The organism is Pseudofrankia sp. EUN1h (genome assembly GCF_001854645.1).
Classification (GTDB): Bacteria; Actinomycetota; Actinomycetes; order Frankiales; family Frankiaceae; genus Pseudofrankia; species Pseudofrankia saprophytica.
On the sequence record NZ_MBLN01000061.1, the window covers coordinates 145,892 to 165,564 of the forward strand.

Annotated in this window: 14 protein-coding genes; 6 read left to right on the plus strand and 8 right to left on the minus strand. The window is 73.7% G+C overall.

All coding sequences use genetic code 11. The features are described 5' to 3' along the window. Positions 1 to 34 precede the first annotated feature (34 nt). From BCD49_RS22430 to BCD49_RS22445, 4 genes are all read right to left on the minus strand, one after another. A complete protein-coding gene (locus BCD49_RS22430) occupies positions 35 to 1,417 on the minus strand; it encodes a hypothetical protein (RefSeq protein WP_007518918.1) in 1,383 nt (460 codons plus the stop codon). A 7-nt stretch (positions 1,418 to 1,424) separates the two neighbouring features. Next, complete coding sequence (locus BCD49_RS22435; RefSeq protein ID WP_007518919.1) at positions 1,425 to 2,483, minus strand: glutamate ABC transporter substrate-binding protein; 1,059 nt, start codon at positions 2,481 to 2,483, stop codon at positions 1,425 to 1,427. Between the two features lie 11 nt (positions 2,484 to 2,494). Beyond that, complete coding sequence (locus tag BCD49_RS22440; protein ID WP_083401624.1) at positions 2,495 to 3,853, minus strand: hypothetical protein; 1,359 nt, start codon at positions 3,851 to 3,853, stop codon at positions 2,495 to 2,497. Between the two features lie 175 nt (positions 3,854 to 4,028). Next, on the minus strand, positions 4,029 to 4,874 hold the full coding sequence (locus BCD49_RS22445; RefSeq protein ID WP_007518921.1) for an SDR family oxidoreductase: 846 nt from the start codon (positions 4,872 to 4,874) through the stop codon (positions 4,029 to 4,031). Between the two features lie 266 nt (positions 4,875 to 5,140). Here BCD49_RS22445 and BCD49_RS22450 point away from each other — a divergent pair, with 266 nt between their 5' ends. The 3 genes from BCD49_RS22450 to BCD49_RS22460 all read left to right on the plus strand — a co-directional run bounded on the left by BCD49_RS22450 (position 5,141) and on the right by BCD49_RS22460 (position 8,132). Next, positions 5,141 to 5,800: a TetR/AcrR family transcriptional regulator gene (locus tag BCD49_RS22450; protein WP_071041864.1), complete on the plus strand. Its 660-nt coding sequence runs from the start codon at positions 5,141 to 5,143 to the stop codon at positions 5,798 to 5,800. Between the two features lie 217 nt (positions 5,801 to 6,017). Beyond that, the gene (locus BCD49_RS22455; RefSeq protein ID WP_007518923.1) at positions 6,018 to 7,049 is read left to right on the plus strand and encodes a TIGR03617 family F420-dependent LLM class oxidoreductase; all 1,032 of its coding nucleotides are present in this window, start codon (positions 6,018 to 6,020) and stop codon (positions 7,047 to 7,049) included. Between the two features lie 60 nt (positions 7,050 to 7,109). Then, the gene (locus BCD49_RS22460) at positions 7,110 to 8,132 is read left to right on the plus strand and encodes an alpha/beta hydrolase (RefSeq protein ID WP_007518924.1); all 1,023 of its coding nucleotides are present in this window, start codon (positions 7,110 to 7,112) and stop codon (positions 8,130 to 8,132) included. 36 nt (positions 8,133 to 8,168) lie between these two features. Here BCD49_RS22460 and BCD49_RS22465 read toward each other — a convergent pair whose 3' ends face one another. The 3 genes from BCD49_RS22465 to BCD49_RS22475 form a co-directional block, all read right to left on the minus strand. Continuing rightward, entirely contained in the window at positions 8,169 to 9,290 is a 1,122-nt protein-coding gene (locus tag BCD49_RS22465) for a TolB family protein (RefSeq protein ID WP_051466395.1), read from the minus strand. Positions 9,291 to 9,441: 151 nt separating this feature from the next. Then, the gene (locus BCD49_RS22470; protein ID WP_007518926.1) at positions 9,442 to 10,134 is read right to left on the minus strand and encodes a response regulator; all 693 of its coding nucleotides are present in this window, start codon (positions 10,132 to 10,134) and stop codon (positions 9,442 to 9,444) included. Continuing rightward, on the minus strand, positions 10,131 to 11,420 hold the full coding sequence (locus tag BCD49_RS22475; RefSeq protein ID WP_071041865.1) for a sensor histidine kinase: 1,290 nt from the start codon (positions 11,418 to 11,420) through the stop codon (positions 10,131 to 10,133). Before BCD49_RS22475 ends, BCD49_RS22470 begins: the two co-directional genes overlap by 4 nt. A 338-nt stretch (positions 11,421 to 11,758) precedes the next feature. On the opposite strand from BCD49_RS22475, the gene BCD49_RS22480 reads away from it, so the two are divergent. Both BCD49_RS22480 and BCD49_RS22485 read left to right on the plus strand, forming a co-directional pair. Then, a complete protein-coding gene (locus BCD49_RS22480) occupies positions 11,759 to 13,681 on the plus strand; it encodes a TolB family protein (RefSeq protein ID WP_232794179.1) in 1,923 nt (640 codons plus the stop codon). A gap of 176 nt (positions 13,682 to 13,857) precedes the next feature. Continuing rightward, positions 13,858 to 15,078 carry a CaiB/BaiF CoA transferase family protein gene (locus tag BCD49_RS22485; protein ID WP_007518929.1) on the plus strand — a complete coding sequence of 407 codons (1,221 nt, stop codon included), beginning with the start codon at positions 13,858 to 13,860 and terminating at the stop codon, positions 15,076 to 15,078. Positions 15,079 to 15,204: 126 nt separating this feature from the next. Here BCD49_RS22485 and BCD49_RS22490 read toward each other — a convergent pair whose 3' ends face one another. Further along, complete coding sequence (locus tag BCD49_RS22490; protein WP_051466394.1) at positions 15,205 to 17,913, minus strand: FHA domain-containing protein; 2,709 nt, start codon at positions 17,911 to 17,913, stop codon at positions 15,205 to 15,207. Between the two features lie 876 nt (positions 17,914 to 18,789). Here BCD49_RS22490 and BCD49_RS22495 point away from each other — a divergent pair. Then, complete coding sequence (locus BCD49_RS22495; protein WP_035925327.1) at positions 18,790 to 19,644, plus strand: DUF429 domain-containing protein; 855 nt, start codon at positions 18,790 to 18,792, stop codon at positions 19,642 to 19,644. The last annotated feature ends 29 nt before the right edge of the window (positions 19,645 to 19,673 follow it).

Here is a 19,673-nt window from a genome sequence, read left to right on the forward strand (position 1 = left end):
CAGTCTCCCTGCGGACAGGGAATGCCGCTGGCTGTCATCCCGCCTCCTCCGTGTCCCTGGCGACGCCGTGGTCCCTGGCGACGCCGTGCCGCGCGCCGCCGCTGGTCACGCCGCCCTCGTCCGCGGTGCCCTCTGTCCGTCCGCCGGAGCGGGCCGACGGCGCGGCGGATGACACCCGGCCCCGCTTCCCGGCGGAGCCGTTCGGGCCGGCGGTGACCCGAACCGCGAACCGGTGGACGAGCTCGCCGGCGACGTCCAGGTCGCTGGGAGCGATGTAAAGCGAATCATGGGCCCGCCGGTGGAGCGCCGTGAGATCCGGGTCCTCGGCGCTGCCGTCGGCGGCGGCCTTCGCGTGCAGCGCCCCGAGCAGCCCCCGCAGCTCGTCGCGCCGGCGCAGCGGCGCGGCATTCCTCTCGGCGACCTCGCGGGCCCTCGTCAGGGTCGTCTCGGCGGAGCCGCGCCAGGCCAGCAGCCCGCGGGCCGCGTCCGGCCAGTCGCCGCGGGCCGCCGCGTCGACGAGCCGGTCCAGCCAGGGGCGCAGGCCGTGGCGCGGGTCGGCCAGCCAGCCGTCGTCCAGCCGTGCCAGTCCCGCCCGCGCCCCCGAGATCCGTTCCACCGTCCTGCGCGCCTGGCGTTCCCCCTCCGCCGCGACGGTGAGGATCTCGGCCAGCAGCGTCTCGGCGGCGCGCAGGTCCGCGGGGAGCGAGCCGCGGGCCCGCGCGAGCGCGGTGAGGACCGCGCCGGCCTCGTCCACCGCCGCGGTGACGGCGGCGAGCTCGGTCGCCTGGGCCGACAGCGGGTCGGCGCCGATGGCCGACCCGTACGCGCGTACCGCGGCGCGCGCGGCGGTGAGCTCCGGCAGATCGGCCAGGCCCAGCCGGGTGGCGGTGACGGCGAGCTCGGCCAGCCGCCGTTCGGCGCTCGACAGCTGCCCGACGCTCGACGCCCAGGCCGCGACGATCGCGTTCACGTCCACCCGGACTGCCTCGACGACCTCGTTCGTCCCGTCCAGCAGGTCCTCGGGGTAGACGGCGATGCCGGCGGCGGCACCAGCCGGCGGCGGGGCGGCGGCCACGGCCGGCAGGGGCGGTGGGGGCGGCGGGGTCGGCTGGGACGCGCGGTGCAGGAGGGCCTCCAGGTCCGCGAGCCGGCGCGGGCTGAGCCAGGGCCGGTCGCCCCGCAGTGTCTCGGCCCGGCGGATGACGTCGGACAGCAGCCGGTGACGTTCCCACAGCCAGTCGAGCCGGGCACGCACCGCCCCAGCGCGCACGGCCGCGGCGCCGGTCCGCGCCGCCGGGTCGAGCAGGGCCCGGTTGGCGTCGGTGTCGAGCTCGAGGAGCGCGACGGCGAGCCCGGCCGCGCCGGCGCGCAGCTGGTCGAGCGTCCTGTCCAGCGCGGACAGCGACCCGGCCGCCATCACGCCCTCAGTCCCGGTAGAGCGGCGTCGGCTGCGTCGGGGCCGGGAGCAGCGGAGGATCGAGCGAGCCGAGCCAGGTGTCGGCGATCTGGTTCCAGCGGCCGTTCGCGGCGATGCGCGCGAGCACGCCGTTGACGAACCGTGTCAGGTCGGGATGGTCCAGGCTGACCGCGACCGCGTCCGGCTCCTCGACCACCTTGCCGTCGAGGACGACGTCGCCGGTCAGCCGCGTCTGCGGATCCTGCTGGGCCATCCCGATGAGGATCGTGTCGTCGGTGAGGATGCCCGCCACGTCGCCGTTCTGCAGCGCGAGCAGGCAGTCGGAGTCGTTCGGCAGCCCGACCGGGATCGGGTGCGACGGGGCGTCCGCGATGTGCTGCAACGAGGTGGTGTTCGCCGGCGCGCACACCCGCTTGCCGCCCAGGTCGTCGATCCCCTGGTAGTCCGAGTCCCGCAGGACGAGCACCCTCGCGACCGCCCGGTAGTAGGGCACGGAGAAGTCGACCAGGGTGCGCCGCGCGCAGTTCGTCGTCATCGTGGCGACGACGATGTCCACCTCGTGGTCACGGATCACCGGGATGCGCTCCGCGGTGGTGATGGCCCGGAACCTCAGGTGCGCGGGGTCGTCTCCGTTGGGGCCGAAGATCGCCTTCGCGATCTCCCTGGCGATGTCGACGTCGAATCCCTCGAACTTCCCGGTCTTCGGGTTGATCGAGCCGAACGGAGGCGCGCCGGACAGCACTCCCGCGGTGAGGTAGCCGTTCTGGACGATCTTCGCCAGGTGGCCGCCGGCGGGGATCGTGCCCGGCCCGGGCAGGACCGCGGGTGGGCGCAGGCTGACCTCGGGGTTGCCGCAGTCCGGGGTGGGCCCGGCCGAGGCCGGGTCGTCGCCGGGCGCGGTGGCCAGCGGCAGCGGCCGGCCGGCGTCGGGCAGCGGGCTCGCGACCGTGCCGCAGGCCGCGACCAGCATCGCGACCAGCGCCGAGGCCAGGGCGAAGCCGAGGCTCGTGCGCCTGCCGGCGGGCCACGCGCGACGGGCGGGTGGGAGCTGATGGCCGCGCGTCATCGGTAGCCCCCTCACCGGTACTCGTTGATCCGTGCCTGGATCCCGGCCAGCGCCAGCGCGATCGCCAGCGCCGAGAGCACGATGACGACGGCCGCGAGGCCGCCGAGCCGGTCGCCCGCGGCCGAGAGCCGCTCGCCGAAGCGCTGCTGGCTCGCGGTCAGCGCCTGGTCCGCCGCCTGGTCGAACCGCCCGAAGGCCTCCGCGCCGTCGCCCTGCGCGAGCTCCAGCGCCTTGTCGAAGCCGCCCGCGCTCGTCACCTGCCTGCGTACCTCGATGCTGGTGGACTGGTAGTCCCGCCACAGCGCGTCGAGGTCGCCCTCGCGGAAGCCTTCGCCGTGAAGGTAGGCCGTGATCGTCGGGAGGATTCCCGAGCCCGTCGGCCGGCCGTCCGGGGTGTAGCCGAGCCGCGCGATGGCGGCGTCCGCGTCCGCGTCGAGGGCCGCGCCGTCGCCGCGCGCGATCAGCGACAGTCCCTCGTCGCCCCAGGCCCGCAGCCCGAGCACCCTGGCCTGGGCGATCTCGGACATCGGGACGAAGCCGTCGTCGCGGCCGTCGAGCAGCCGGGCTCGCTCGGCCGAGAAGGCGCTCAGCGTGACGGCGAAGACCACCATGACGAGCCCGGTCGCGACGAGCAGCGGGACGTTCAGCAGCCGGTGGGTTCGCCGGAAGAGCCAGAGCTGCACGCCGGCCAGCGCGACCAGGCTAATGACGCCCGCCGCCGAGACCAGCGCGACATGGACCGAGGACGTCGCCCGCCGGTACCCGTCGTCGACCTGCTCGGCACTGCTTACGGCGAGACTGTCCGCGGCGGGCAGGATCGTCCCCTGCATGAGCAGGGACGCCTGCCGCAGGTAGGCGCCACCGACGACGTATTCCTGCCGGTTGTTGGCACGGGCCTGGCCGACCAGCTCCGTGTAGGCCGGGATCTTCTGGTGCAGGGTGTCCAGCGCGCCGCGCGCCGCGGGCGAACCGTCGCCAGCCCTGGCGAGCGTGCGCAACTCGCCCTCGGCCGCCGCGATGCTGTCGTCGTAGGCCTTGCGCTGCTCGGGTGGCTCGACCGGGCCCGCGAGGAAGGCGCTGACGATCGTGGCGTCCGCCTCCGACAGGTCGGCGTGCAGGCGCTGAGCGGCGGCGAAGGCCGGGGCGGCGTCGGCGCTCACCGCGTGGACCGCGTCGTCGCGGACGAGGACCGCGGCCAGGGCGGCCGCCCACAACAGGGCGATGGACACGCCCAGTGCCACCGACAGGATGCGCAGCAGGCCGGGGGTCGTCCCGGCCCGCGCCCGCAGCCAGGCCGCCGCCCGCGCCGGGCCGGACGCCCGGTCGGTGGCGCTGCCCGACGTCGGCGGCAGTGCCGTGGCGAGGGTCACATTCATGATCTTAGGGCGACCCGGACGGACCGGCTCGAAACCTGACAGCTAGCTGACAGTGCTTAACGCGTCCGAAACAGAGCCCACCGCGACCGTCCCGCGTCGCGCCGCGTTCCCTGGCCTGCGCTGCGTGGTCAGGACCGCCGCGCGAGCCCCCGCCGGTGGCGGCCCATGGCTAGCCGAGCGTGGGGGCTCCGGGGCTGCGCAGGGCGGCGAGGACCCCGCCGTCGACGAGGACGTCGATACCGGTGACGAAGCTGGCCTCGTCCGAGAGCAGGAAGGCGACGACGGCGGCGATCTCGTCCGCGTTCCCCTCCCGGGCGCCGAGCGGGGTCGCCTTCACCATGGTGGCCATCGCGGTGTGCTCGGCCGCCTCCTGGCGGCCCTGCGGGGTGTCGATGAGGCCGGGGGAGAGGGAGACGATGCGCGTCCCCAGCGGGCCGAGCCGCACCGCCTCCCGCTGGACGAACCGGTGCACGCCGCGCTTGGCGAAGGTGTAGGCGACGCCGGTGTCCTCGACCGACGAGCCGAGGGCCTCGTGGACCCGGTCGAGGAAGCGCGGGTCGAGCGGCTCGTCCAGCACCGGGTCGATCGTCGGGTGCGGGCCGGGGCCGGCGAGGTGCGCGGCCAGCGACGCGAAGCACACCATGGCGCTGCCCGCCGTGAACAGCGGCCGCAGTGCCTCGGTCAGCAGGGCGGTACCGACGAGGTCGACGGTGAAGATCCGGCGCCAGTCGGCCATCGTCGGCGAGATGCCGGCCACGTGCGCGACCGACCGCAGCGTGCCGAGCTCGCCGACGCGAGCCGCGAGCCGGCCGAGGCCCTCGGCGTCGGTGACGTCGACGACGAACGGCTCGACGGCGGCCCGGCGGCCCTGCGCCGCGAGGTCGGCCGCCGCCGCCGTCACGGTGGTCTCGTCGCGGTCGACGAGCACCAGCGCGTCCACCGAGTCGGCGAGCCGCCGCGCGCAGGCCAGGCCCATGCCGCGGCCCGCTCCGGTCGCGATTCCTACAGTCGTCATCCGTTTCTCCCGTCGTCGCGAGGTGGGGCAGCTGGGCGGGCCGGATCCGGTCCATGGTGCGTGCTATCGGAGTATTGACGTCCACGTCGGGAAATGCGAGCCATCGTGGGCGCCCTCGTCCGGACTCGCCTCCCGCGCGGTACCCCTCCCCGACACCCCTGCGCCCGGGCCTCACCGCCCCGCCCGGACCTGGGCTCCGCGGTCGCGGACGGATGTTCGCGCGGTGTCGGTTGGGCTACGCTCGGCCTTTCGGAGGTGATAAAGGCGTGCCCGCACAACGTCCGGGACCGAAGCGGTCGTTGCTGGTCCAGGAACGGTCACGCGACACCCGGCGCGCCATCGTCAAGGCCGCGCTCGACCTGTGGGCGCAGCGCGGGTACGAGACCGGCATCGACGAGACGACCGCCGAGGAGATCGCGGCCCGCGCCGGTATCTCGAAGGCCACCTTCTATTTTCATTTCGCGCGCAAGGAAGACATCCTCCTGGAAACCGGCTGGCTGACCRCTCGGGTCGCCTATGAGGACGCGCGGCGCGAGCTCGCCGGGAACCACGCCGTCGACGAGGTCCTGGCCGAGCTGATGGCGGGCATCGGCCGGCGGGTCGAGAAGGTGCCGCGGGTGGCGGTGCGTCGGATGCTCGCCGCGCAGAACGTGGGCGACGTCTGTCACCAGCCGGAGGACGGGGCGCGGTTCGGCTTCGAGCGGGCGTTCGCGGCCGTGTTCGCCCACGCCCAGGAGACCGGTGGGCTTCCCGGACATCCCGCGGCGCGGTCGTTGGCACTGATGCTGACCTCGCTCGTCATGGACGCGATCCGGGACTGGGCGCTGGCCGACCCCGCCGACCTGTGTGACGTGCTGCGTGAACGCGCCGCCCTGCTGCTCGCCGGCGCCCGCAACCTGCCGGTCGCGCGGCCAGCGGCGCAATAGCCGCGCCGAATCCCGGCCGGTCTCGACGAGGACCGGCTTCGACGAGGACCGGCTTCGACCAGGACCGGCTTCGACCTGGTCGGATTCGAGCCGGCGGGCTTCGCGAGGCCGGCCGGGCAGGGAGTGCCGCTACCTGTTGCGGCCACGGCGGAGCTGGTGCCACCGTGACGACCACTGCCAGGGCCGGCGGTGGGGTTGGCGGAGGAGCTTGTCGCGTATGCCGTTAAAGATCGACGTGATGCTGGCGAACTCGGTCGTGGAGGCCGCCGAGCGGGCCAGGGCGCTGGAGAAGGCCGGCGTCGACGGGGTCTTCACCTTCGAGAACTCCCACGACCTGTTCTTCCCACTGGTCGCGGCGGCGCCGGTGTGCTCGCTCGACCTGATGACGAACGTCGCGATCGCGTTCCCGCGCAGCCCGATGCACCTCGCGCACGCCGCCTACGATTTGCAGCTTCTCTCAAAGGGCCGGTTCCGCCTCGGCCTCGGCTCGCAGGTGCGGGCGCACGTCGAGAAGCGGTTCGGTGCCCGCTGGGGGCGGCCCGTCGGCCAGATGCGCGAGTGGGTGCTAGCGACCAAGGCGATCCTGGACAGCTGGCAGCACGGCACCCGGCTGGACTTCCGCGGTGAGTACACCACCCACACGCTGATGACGCCGGCGTTCAACCCGGGCCCGAACCCGTACGGCGTGCCGAAGGTGCTCGTCGGCGCGCTCGGGCCGCGGATGAACCAGATGGCCGCAGAGGTCGCCGACGGCATTCTCGTCATGCCGTTCAACAGCGACCGGCACATGCGCACCCGCACGATGCCCGCCATCGAGGCCGGCCTCGTGGCGGCTGGCCGCGCCCGCGGCGACCTCGAGGTGACGGCCGAGGTCATCGTCGCCGTCGGCCGGACCGACCAGGAGCTGGCCGCGGCGCGGGCGGCGACGTTCCTGCTCGCGTTCTACGGCTCGACCCCCGCCTACCGGCCCGTTCTCGACGTCGAGGGCTGGGGTGACCTGCAACCCGAACTCAACGCCCTGTCCAAGCGCGGTGAATGGGCGGCGATGACGAAGCTGATCGACGACGACATGCTGCGCACGCTCGGGGTGTACGGCACTCCCGACCAGGTGGCGGCCGAGATCGTCGCCCGCTATGGCGACTGCGACCGTATCTGCGCCTACTTCCCCGGCTACCAGGCCGGTGACGACCTGATCGCGGACTTCGCCGCGGCCGTGCGGGCCGCCGCCGCGGCTCCCGCCGACGCCTGAGCACATGTTCCCGCGGCGGAAGGAACGTCCGAGAAGCAGCGGAAGCAGAGGAGGAACGGGATGACGCCCGCGCGGCGCATGGACCTGAAGGTGGCCGTCGCGTCGGCGGACGGCGGCGAGGACTGGCGGATCGCGGCGAGCGTCCACCTGCCGGCGGGCGAGGCGCTGGCGGCCGGCCCGCCCGTGCTCGTCCTGATGCCGGGCGGCGGGTACAACCGGCGTTACTTCGACCTGCCGGCTCCGGGATTCAGCCAGGCCGAGCACCACGCCTCGCGTGGGACGGTCGTCGTGGCGATCGACCATCTCGGCGTCGGCGAAAGCACCATCCTGCCGGCCGAGGTGACGACCCTGGCGACGGTCGCAGCGGCGAACCACGCCGCGGTCGTGACGATCCTCGACCGCATGCGGGCCGGCTCCCTGGCCGAGGGCGTCGCGCCGTTCCAGCCAGTGGCCGTCGTCGGCGCCGGCCAGTCGCTGGGCGGCCACGCGCTCGCCGGCATGCAGGCCTACCACCGCACCTTCGACGGCGTGGCGATGCTCGGCAGCAGCATGGCGGGCACGACTCTGCCGCTGCGGCCGGGCCTCACCGTGCGGGTCCCGGACGGCGCGACCGCCGAGCAGGCCACGCTTGCCCGGATGGCTGGCGCCGACTGGGCCTGGATCTTCCACTGGGAGCAGCCGTCGGCGCCCGCCGGGTCCGAGACGCCGGATGGCGGCGAGCACGCCGCGCGCGCGGCCCTCGTCGCGGCCGACGTCGCCGCCGGGGTACCCGCCCGCCACACGCCCCCGCCATGGGGCACGGCCTCCTACCCGGGTTTCAGCATGGCGCTGATGGCACCGGGGGCCCTGGCGGAGCAGACCGCGCTGATCGACGTCCCCATCCTGCTGGCGAGCGGCGAGCGCGACGTCTGCCGCCCGCCCGCCGAGGAGATCGCCGGCTTCAGGGCCGCCACCGACCTCTCGGTCCTCGTCGTGCGCCGCATGGCCCACATGCACAACTTCGCCGCCACCCGCGCGACGCTGTGGGGCCGCCTCGACGAGTTCGTCAGCCACGTCGCCGGCGGCCGCACCCGTCGCGGCTGACGGCTGGCCGTCCCCTGACGGCCGGCCGATGAGTGGCTACCAGGCGGCGGCCTGGAAGCCGGAGGCGAGGGTCGTCGGTCGGGCTCCGTCCTGGGAGATCTGGAGGTCGGTTCCGGACAGGTAGAGCAGCCAGTGCCCGTCGGCGCTAGCGGACAGGCTGGTGTGCGTGCGGTCGGTCAGGCCGATCGCGACCTGGCGGATGTGCGCGCCGCTCGCCGGGTCGATCTCCAGCATGTCCACCGACGTCGTGTGCGGGGGATACCCGTCGCAGCACTGCCGCACCGCGAACAGGTGCCCGTTCGGCAGGAAGATTCCCTCGCTGTAGAAGTAGTCGTTCGAGTCGACGCCGGGCAGCGGGACGTCGGTCGATCCGTCCTCGCGGAAATAGCTCTTGTCGGTGGACGGATTCATGACGGACAGCCGCCAGCCCTCGTTGTCCTGGACCGAGGTGATCGACACGACCAGGCGCGTGCCGTCCGGGGACCAGGACAGGTGACCGACCGGAGCGGGCAGTCCCGACGAGACCAGCTCGGGCGGCATCGGATAGTGCTGGGTCTTGTCCGTCGCCAGGTCGACGACCACGACCTGGAAATGCGTGGCCGAGTTGCCGTCGGGGACGCAGTCGAAGCCGTCGGAGAGGAAGTACTGCGAGGCGTACGCGAGCCGGGTGCCGTCCGGGCTCAGCGCCGGCCTGCTGCCCATCGAAGTGATCTTCGCCGGGGTGCCGCCGTCCGTGCCCATCCGCCAGATCTCGTGCTCGCAGCCGGTACCGACCTCGTAGTACACCGTCTTGCCGTCGGCGGTGAGCGCGAGCGCGTCGCCGGCGACGCCGTTCGGGCGCAGCGTGCGAGCCGGCTTGCCGGTCTCCGGGTCGAGCAGCACCAGGGCGCCGTCGGTGGTGACGGCCGCCAACATGCGCGGCCGCGCCGGCCCGCCCGCCGAGCCCTCGGCGCCAGACGCGGCGGTGCCCGTCGACGAAGGGGGTGCCGGCGACTCGCTCGAGCCGGAACAGCCGGCGATGCCGATGGTGACCAACGCCGCCGCCAGGACCAGGGCGAAGGCCGGCCGCGGTCGCGCCCTCGCGAGCCAACGCCGCCGGCCACGCCCCTCGGGGCCAGACCCGGGCGTCGTCGACCTTGTGCTCTGTGCCTTTGCCACCGGCAGGCTCGCTTTCGTGGCCGAGGAGCATTGTTGCCCGGACAACATTTCGGCGACCGCCAAGCCCGTTTTTGTCCGAAATTCCTGCCTTGGCGGCCGACGGGCCAGAACTTATCGCCGGAATAGGGTGGAGTCGCGGCGTTGGGTAGCCTTATCGGATTTCTGACTTTTCTGGCCGAACGAGGCCGGACTCGTAGGCGATGACGACGAGCTGGGCTCGGTCACGGGCGTCCAACTTTGCCATGGCCCGCTGGACGTGGGTGCGCACGGTGAACGGGCTGATGGAGAGCAGCCCGGCGATCTCGCCGTTCGGATGCCCGCGCGCGACGAGGGTCAGCACCTCCCGTTCCCTGCTGGTAAGACCGGCGAGCCGGTCGGTCGCGGCGGCGCCGTCCGCGTGCGCCTCCGGATCGGGGGCGGCGAGGAAACGGGCGATCAGCGCCCGGGTCGCGGTGGGCGACAGGAGCGCCTCGCCGGTCGCCACCGTCCGGATCGCGGCCAGCAGCCCGTCCGCGCTGATGTCCTTGCCTACGAACCCGCTGGCGCCGGCGCGCAGCGCCAGGGCGACGTACTCGTCGGTCTCGAAGGTGGTCAGGATCAGCACGCGGGTGTGGGCGAGCGCCGGGTCGTCGTGGATCGCGGCGGTGGCGGCCAGGCCGTCGGTGCCCGGCATCCGGATGTCCAGGACGGCGACGTCGGGCCGGTGGGCGCGGGCGAGCGCGACCGCCTCCGCCCCGTCGGCCGCCTCGGCGACCACCTCCAGGTCGTCCTGGGCGTCGATCAGCAGCCGGAAGGTCGCCGTCAGCAGCGCCTGGTCGTCGGCGAGCAGCACCCGGACCGTCATCGTGCCCACCCCGTTCCGTGGCCAGGCCACACCGGGTCGGCGGGGGATCTCGCGGGGTCGCCGGCGGACAGGGCGTCGTCGGGCGGCAGTGGAAGCTCGGCGCGTACCTCGAAGCCGCCGCCCGCGCGGTGACCGGCGCGCAGCTGGCCGCCGACGGAGCGGGTGCGTTCGCGCAGACCGACGAGGCCGAAACCGGCGTCCACCCGGGTGGCCAGGCCGGTGTCCGTGCCCGCGGCGACCTGCGCGCGGGTGCGCGCGACGGCGGGGCCGGCGTCGGTGACGGTGACGGTGAGCCGGTCGCGCGCGTAGGCCAGGCGGACGTGCGCGGCTGGGGTGGCGGCGTGTCTGCTGACGTTGGTGAGCGCCTCCTGGACGACGCGGAACGCCGTCAGGTCCACGCCGGCGGACAGCGGTCGCGGCCTGCCCTCGGTGCTGACCGTGACGGCGAGCCCGGCGGAGGCGCAGGCGGAGGTCAGGTCGGCCAGCCGGGCGAGCCCAGGCGCCGGCTCCAGCGGGGCGTCCGGATCCTCGGGCCGGCGCAGCACGCCGACGGCTGCCTTCAGGTCGCGCAGCGCCGCCGAGGTGCCGCGAGTGAGCTCGGTCAGGATCGCCGCGGCCTTGTCGGGATGGGTGCGCATCAGATGTGCGGCGGTGCCTGCCTGGGCGTTGGCGAGCGCCAGGTGATGGGTGACGGCGTCGTGCAGCTCGCGGGCGATCCGGGCGCGCTCCTCGGTCACGCGGACGCGGGCCTCCTGCTCGCGGGTGCGCTCGGCCTGCTCGGCGCGGGTCCGCTCGACCCGCAGGTACGCGCGTCGCAGCCGCGCCCAGCCGCCGAGGATCACCGGCTCGGTCAGCCAGGACAGCGGCGCGATGGTCTCCAGCTGCCAGGGGCRCTCGGCCGGGCCGGCGGCCACCGCCGCGGTGGCGAGCAGGGCGCCCAGTACCGCGCCGAACCCGGCGGCGGTTCGCCACCCGGACTGGCTGGCCAGGCAGTACAGCGCGACCAGTAACGGCGTCAGCAGCATCGGCGTGAGCAGCGCGCCCAGCACCGCCAGCGCCAGCGTGCAGGCGCCGACGAGCGCGGCGGCCGCCCGCGGGTGATGGCGATGCAGCGGCAGCGCGGCGCTCGCGACCCCGGCCAGGGTGACGGCCGCCGGCCACCACACCCGCGTGTCGGAATGGTGCGGCCCCTGGATCCTGCTGCCGACGACGGCAGTCGCGAAGGCCGCCGCGGCCACGGCCGCGGTGGTGAGCTGGCGGCGGGTGAGTGACCAGGCGGTGCTCATGGGCCCGCTCCTCCTCGGCTTGGCGGCTGTCGGTTCCTGCTATGGCGCGGGCGTGGACTACTGCGATCGCAGTATGCCGTGCGACGCATGTACTGCAAACAGCCGATTGACGGCCCTCCAGGCCCTCGGCAGGGTTCTGACGTGTCTTTTCTGTCGGCCGCGACCGTCGGGCCGGAAATTCTTCTTCCTGAGCTGTGACCTCGGCGGACGGCCGAGAAAAWTGAGTGGAAAGCCGGGCCAGAATGCGAGTGGAAATGCTGATGGGAACGAGTGGGAAACCAAAGCGTGCTGCTGGGGCGGGCGGTGCGCGCCGGCATTGCCGGAGATTATTGCCCGGCGTGGCCGTGGGGCTGGCGCTCGCCCTGGCGGCGTGCTCGGGCTCGGACGGCCCCACCGGGTCGCCCGCGGCCTCCGGATCGGCCGGCGCGGCGGGTGGGGTGCCCGCGCCGCCTAGGCCGGAGCCGGTCTCGGTGAGTGAACTGCCGCTGCCGCCCGTCGCCCCGAGCGAGGACCCGGGCGCCTGTACCAAGGAGATCAACTCTCGGGGCACCGGCTGCGTCGGCAGGCAGGTCGGCCTCCAGTCCGGCGGCTACCTGCCGGACGGCAAGGCCGTCAGCGCCGTCGTCACCTTCGTGGGCGCGCCGGCGGCTCCCGACCCGGCGAGCGTCTACACCGGCCATCAGCTGATCCTCGTGAAGACGGACGGCACCACGTTCCCGAACGGCGACGCGTGGAAGTGCGTGACCTGCGGCCTCCCGGACGCGAACGCGGCGGGCCGCAACGAGCCGATGGACTACCCGCAGCCGTTCAACGACGGCAGGCGTGTGCTCGTCGGCACCAACGTCGTCGACTGTGGGACGCATCCGCTCGCGGACCCGGCCTGCACCCCGGCCGAGACGCACGTCTACCCGATCCGGTGGCAGAACACCGCCGACGACTCGGGCAAGGGCGGAAACCTGCGGGAGCTGCGCATCCACCCCGACGGCGTCCACCTCGGGTTCAACAGCTTCACGCTCACGAACGGCAAGCTGGGCCAGTTCGCCTACCTCGGCCGGCTCGCCTTCGATCCGGCCCCAAGGACGGGCGTCCCGCTCGCGCCCCGCTACGACCTCACCGACGTCACCCGGCTGTTCGACCCGGCGGACCGGCAGCCGGTCGAGGTCGACCCGGCCGACCCGACCCGGCTGCGCGTCAACCTGGATGCCCTCTCCGTCGGAGAGCTGCGCGGCTTCAGCAGGGACGGCAAGGAGGTCGCCTACATCGGGTCCCCGGCCGAGTCGTCGAACATCGACGTGTTCGCCGCCGACCTGACCACCGGGAAGGTGCGCCGGCTGACCGCCAACCCCGAGTACGTCGACCCGATCGACCTGTCCCCCGACGGGAAATGGCTCGTCGCCATGGACACTCGCGGCTCGGACCGGCAGATGTTCCTCGCCGGGATGCGGAACATCCCGCCGCTCACCGACCTGGTCACCACCAGCGCCACCTCGTCGACTCGCAACAACGGCGTGCGCCGGTTCTTCCAGCCGATCCTGATCGACCGGTACGGCGACCGCGGCGATTACCAGGGCCAGCGGATCAACGGCTCGGGTGACGGCTCCCCGGGCGCCGTCGACGACCCGAACTGGAACGGCATGGCCGACCCGCGCTGGTCGCCCGACGGCACCGCCGTCGTCTACTGGCAGGCGCTGGCGGTCGCGCCCGCCTGCGGCGGCGCGAACCCGCTGCCCTGCGAGACGTCCACCGAGCCCGGCGGCCGGACCGCCCGGATGATGATCGCGCGGTTCACCAGCCGTCAGGCAAGCCCGGCGCCGAGGGTCGCGCCGATCTCGGACGACGTCCCCTGGGGCGTGAAGTACGTGCCGGGCAGCCCGACCCCGACCCGCCCGCACCCGCCGGCCGGCACCTACACGCTGCCCGGCGCGAAGGCCGGCTTCGCCGAGGTCGAGATCACCGAGACACCGGACAAGGTCGCCATCCAGACGGTCGCCGTCACCTACACGGGCTATTCCGACGACGGGGTCCACATCCTGAACGGCACGGAAAAGGTCACCCTGGCCAACCCGAGCCTGACCATCAACAAGGTCGACTGGTTCTCGGACCTCACGGAGACGGGCGGCGGCGAGACCGTCACCAAGAAGTCCAGCCCTGACGGGTTCCACCTCACGATCGACGTGCTCACCAACATCTTCGACGCGGCCGGGACCCTGACCACCACGGTCGACGGCCACGCCTACCGCCAGCCGGCCAACGGCACCTGACCCGTCCTGGGCGGCGTCTGCCCGTCTGCCCGTCCGCCCGTCCGCTCGGCTGCCCGGTCCTGGCACCGGGCGGACGGGTGGACCTCGGACCGGCGCACCCGTGGCGCTGGTCGGCGGGCTCGGTGATACTTAGTGAGCGGTTACTTGGCAGTTGGCCTGGCGGAGAGGGCTCGATCTTGCCTGAGGTGGCTCCACTGGTCGGGGTGCGGGTGCTCGAGGTCGCGACGCACGTGTTCGTGCCGATGGCCAGCGCCGTGCTCGCCGAGTGGGGCGCCCGGGTGGTCAAGGTGGAGCATCCCGTGACGGGCGACCCGTACCGGGCGCTGACCACCGTCGGGCTGCACAACGTCTACCGCGGGGTGGACCCCTTCTTCCAGTCCGCCAACCGGGGCAAGCGGTCGGTCGGTGTCGACCTCGGGCACCCCGACGGGCGCGCGCTGCTCGGGCGGCTCCTCGCCGACACCGACGTCTTCGTGACCAGTCTGCGCGCGGGCGCCCGCCGCCGGCTGCGCGTCGACGTCGACGACGTGCGGGCCGACGCGCCGTCGGTCATCTACGTGCGCGGCACCGCCTTCGGCGCCCGCGGGCCGGACGCGGACCGCGGTGGCTACGACACGGGCGCCTACTGGGCGCGCAGCGGGATGCAGCACCTGCACACCGCGCCGGACGAGTGGCCGGGGTCGCCGCGCCCCGCCTTCGGCGACCTCGTCGCGGGCCTCGCGCTCGCCGGCGCCGTGAGCACCGCCCTCTACCGGCGGGCGACGACGGGGGAGCCGTCGGTCATCGACTCGTCGCTGCTCGCCGCGGGGCTCTGGCAGGTCCAGCCCGACGTCGTCAACGCCCGGCTCGACGCGGCCGGCCGCACCGGAACCCGGATCGACCGGCAGGCGGTCTGGAACCCACTGATGCTCACCTACCGCACCGCCGACGACCGCTACGTCGCGCTGATGATGCTCTCGCCCGACCGGCACTGGCCCGACCTGTGCGCCGCGCTCGGGCACCCGGAGCTCGCCGTCGACCCGCGGTTCGCCGACCTGGCGGCCCGGCGCCGCAACGCCGCCGCCTGCGTCGAGGAGCTCGACGCCCTCTTCGCGACCCGGCCGCTCGCGGCCTGGCAGGCGGCACTGGCCCAGTTCGCGGGGGAGTGGACACCTGTGCAGACCCCGCGCGAGGTCCACGACGACCCGCAGGTGCTCGCCAACGGCTATATCGCGGACGTCGAGATGGGCGCCGGGTTCGGACTGCCGATGGTGACCACACCCGTGCAGTTCGACGGCCAGCCAGGCCAGCCGACCCGCGCGCCCGAGCACGGCGAGCACACCGAGACCGTGCTGCTCGAGCTCGGCCTGACCTGGCAGGAGATCACGGACCTGAAGGAGCGCGGCGCGGTCCTTTGACGGCCCGGCCGGGTACGGGCGCTGTCCTGTCCTGCGACGGGCGACGGCGACGGGCTGCGGGCGCGAGGGCGGGCGCCCGGGTTGGCCAGGCGCCCGCCGCGCGGTGTTGGTCCGTGCCTGGCTGGTTCAGCGGCGGTTGCGGGCGCGGCGCGGGTCGAGCCGGCGCAGCAGCAGGGCCGTCACGATCAGGGCGACGAACCCGATGATCAGCAGACCCACCAGGTCACCGACATAGGTCGACGCGGTGTGTTTCCACAGCGGGTCGACCTTGACGGCCGGGTTCGCCTCGGTGCCGGACAGCTGGATGTTGTTGAGGTCGGCCGTCGACGCCGCCGCGGCGTAGCCCCACCGGCCGGGGAACAGCCAGGACAGCTGCTCCAGGCCCTTCGCGCCGGGCAGCACCAGCAGCGCCCCGGTGAAGACCAACTGCGAGATCGTCAGCACGACCAGCGGCGGCATGGTCTTGTCCGCGTTGTCCACCACCGCGGAGACGATCAGGCCCACCATCGTCGAGACGACCGCGGTGAGGCCGACGGCGATGAGCATCTCCGCCCACGCGGCGTGCCTGAACACCGCGCCCTCCGGTGGGAACCGGGTGACCAGCGCGATGGCCGTCAGCAGGGCACCCTGCAGCCCGGTGATCAGCGTCAGGACGACGACCTTGGAGCCGAGGTAGGCGGTGGTGGACAGGCCGATCGACCGTTCTCGGCGGTAGATCTCCCGTTCCTTGACGAGCTCGCGGACCGCGTTGGACATGCCCATGAAGCAGGCCATCAGGATCAGCACGAGCAGCGCCCGGGGCGCGTCCAGGTTCGGTTTGCCGCCGGGCGGCAGTCCGAACTTGGCGCTTGTCTTGATCGTCCACGGGATCGCCCCGAGGACGATCGGGTAGGCGATGAGCAGCCGCAGGTAGGACTTGTCGGAGGCGATGACCTTCATATATCGCCGGGACAGCGTGACCAGCTGGGACAGCACCGACTGTTGGCGGATGCTCGGCAGCGCGGCCGGCGCCGGCCGCGCGAACGGCACGACCGCCGAGCCCCGCATGAACAGGTCCGAGGCCCGGAACTGGTTCGCGAGCTGCTTCGCGCCCTTGTTCGTCTGCAGGACGCGGAAGGCGTCGGCCCAGTCGGCCTCGTCGAAGAACTCCAGCGCGTGCTGCGGCGGCCCGAAGTAGGCGACGTGGCCGCCCTTGGCCAGTACCAGCAGGTAGTCGCACAGGTTCAGCTGGGCGACGCTGTGGGTGACGACGACGACCGTCCGGCCGCCGTCGGCGAGCCGGCGCAGCGTCTCCATGACCTCCTTGTCCAGGCCCGGGTCGAGGCCGGACGTCGGCTCGTCGAGGAAGAGCAGCGTCGGCTGGGTGAGCAGCTCCAGGGCGACGCTGGTGCGCTTGCGCTGTCCCCCGGACAGCTTGGCGACCTGCCGGTCGGCGAGGTCACCGCCGCTCGTCGCGGACGCGTCGTCGTCGTCGAGGAAGCGCAGCTGTGCCGGGTCGGCGGCGAGCCCGTTCGGCCCGCCGGCCCCGCTCGAGCCCCGGTTCGTGAGGCTGAGCTCGGCCAGCACCTCGTCGATCCGCCTGCGGCGCTCCTCGCTGGTCGTGTCGGCCGGGAACCGCAGCTTGGCGCCGTACTCGAGGGCCTGCCGGACGGTCAGCGAGGTGTGCAGGATGTCGTCCTGCGGCACGTAGCCGATCCGGCGGCGCAGCTCGTCGTACTCGGTGTAGAGGTCACGGCCGGCGTAGCGCACCGTGCCGATGTTCGCCGGGCGGAAGCCGGTCAGCGCGCCCAGCAACGTCGACTTGCCCGCCCCGCTCGGGCCGATCACGCCCAGCAGGGACCGGGCCGGCAGCTTGAACGTCAGGTCGTGCAGCAGCCGGTTCCCGTCGCGGTCGACGGAGACGCCGTCGACCTCGAACTCCACGTCGCCGGTCTCGATGTGCTCGGCCAGGTACTGGTCGGCCACGTAGAACATGTGGTGGCCGATCGCGATCACGTCGCCGGGCTTGAGAACCGCCCGGTCGACGCGCTGACCGTTGACGAACGTCCCGTTCGCCGAGCCCAGGTCGACGATCTGGGCACCGCCGCGGCCGACCAGCAGCTCCGCGTGCTCCCGGGACGCCAGCAGGTCGTTGACCACGATGTCGTTGGATAGTCCCCGGCCGATCGACATCCGGCCCATCTGCAGCGGGTGCGTGCGGGCCTGGCCGTCCCGGTCGTCGGCGTCGTCCCAGTCGGTCGGCGGGAGGATCGGGCCCACCTGCTGGCCGTGGGGGAACAGCGTCGGCCGCTCGGACCAGACGTCGCCCGCGTCGGCCTGCCGGGGCGGGCGGGGAGCTCTCGGCGGGGCGGGCGGCGGCGCGGGTGTCCGCGGGGCCGCCGCTCCCGGCCGCGCGGCGGGAGCGGCCGGCGTCGTCGCGGTCCTGGCGGGCGCGGCGGGCGCCAGCGGCGGGTCGTCGGCGACGCGTGGCCGCGCCGGCTGGGCCGCGGGAGCCCGGCCGCCCGCCGCGGGTGCGGCGCGCAGGTCGGTCGGGGCGGTGGGCGCCGCCGCCAGCATCACCACGACCTCCGGGCCGTCCTCCGCGCCGAGCTGGAAGCGGCACTCCTCGTGGATGCGCACCCGGTGCATGCGCCGTCCGGTCAGCCACGTCCCGTTCGTGCTGATGTCGACGGCGGCCCAGCCGTCCGGCGCGGGCTCCAGCAGCAGGTGACGGCGTGACACCTTGGTGTTGGCGACCACCAGGTCGCAGGCCGCCGCGCGGCCCACGACGAAGGGCCTGTCCGGCGGCACGGAGACGGCCTGACCGCCGACACTGATCGTCAGTCCTTCGGACATGGCGCTACGACGCCACGGACGGGGCGRCCGGGAACACGCCCAAAACAGCGACTGACCTCGGCGAAACGGGCGCACCAGGCCCGCTCACACCCACAAGCTGATACCGGCCACCGGGCCAGCCTCCTGCGTACGGCATTGCCGTCCCCCCTCACACCGCCCACCCGGAGACTCACGGGTCGTCCCCATGCTGGCGTGATACGGCCCCGAGCACCATCATTTTCAGGGTTTTCCACGACCTGTCATACCCGCGACAGCCGCGCCCGGGGGTGACGGCCCCTCTGGCCGTCGAGGGGTTAGACGCGCGGCGCACGCTTCTGTTGCTGTGTCGGGCCCACTGCGATCGGCCGACCGGCGCCTGACACCCTTGGCACCGGGCTGTCGCCTCGCAGCCGGGGCTTCCTGGCGACGCGGCGGTGACGGCGCGGCGGGCCATTCCCGGCCTCGGCCGAATTCCCGGCCGCTCGCCGCATTGCCGGCGCTGTTCGCCGCGCGGGCGGATGCCAATACCGTGCCGTCGCGGGAAGCGTCGAGAAATCGGTCGGCTGAGCGCCGCCGTGTTACCCCCGCTCCCGACCAGGATTTCCCGGATCCTGGTCGGGAGCGGGGCGCCCGAGACACCAGGCCCGGCGCCAGCGGAGCGGCGGCGCAGCCCGGATTTCTGTTTCTTTCTCGTCGAGCCGGCCGATGACGGCCCGAACTCCGAGTGTAGGAGGTCAGATCGGCGTGCAGCGGGATCCACGCCGTGGGCCGCTCGCCGGGCACGCGCCGGCGTCCGCCACTCGCTGCGTCGGCCGGCCGCCGTCCGGGCCGGCCGCCGTCCGGGCCGGCCGACGGGTTCGGTGTACCTGGCACTCGTTGTCTGGCAGGGTGACCGGCATGTCGTCGTCAGCGGGCGGACTGGCCGGTCCGGTCAGGGTGCTCGGCGTGGACGCCTGCCCCGGCGGATGGGTGGCCATCGAGCTGGCCGACGGCGCGTTCGTCGGCGCCCGCTTCGCCGCCGAGCTGCGCACCCTCGTCGACACGACGACGGTCGCGGTGATCGGCGTCGACATGCCGCTCGGCCTGCTCCAGCAGGGCTGGCGGGCCGCTGACCATGCCGCCCGCGCGGTACTCGGCCCGCGCCGGGCGAGCGTCTTCCTGGTCCCGCCTCGCCCGGTGTGGGCGCACGCCGACTTCGCGGCCGCGAACGCGCACTGCCGGGCGCTGACCGGCGCCGGCCTCACCCAGCAGACCTGGGGCCTGCGCCACAAGGTCCTCGAGGCCGACGTGCTGCGCGAGTCGATGCCCGGCCGCCTCTACGAGGTGCATCCGGAGGTCGCGTTCGCCGCGATGGCCGTCCGCCCGCGCACCGATCCGGCCGAGGCCTGGCTGGCGATGGTCGCCGCGGGTCGGGAGACCGGCGACCTCATCCCCGGCGACATCCTGGGCAGCGACGTGCGCGCGGTCGTCGCCCGCGGCAGCGTCCCGGCCGTGCCCGCACACGCCCCGCTCGCCCATGCCAAGACGACCTGGGCGGGCGCGGCGCGCCGGCGGGCCCTGCTGCGCGCCGCCGGCATCGTGCTGCCCGACGACCTCGGCGGCGCGAACCTCGTACCGCCGGTCGACGTCCTCGACGCCGCGGCCGCCGCCTGGAGCGCGCACCGGATCGCCACCGGCCAGGCCGGCCGGCTGCCCGCCACCGACCCCGTCCAGCTCGACGACCGCGCGGAGCCGATCCTCATCTGGTACTGACCTCCTCCTCCCCCTCCCCCCAGGGGCGA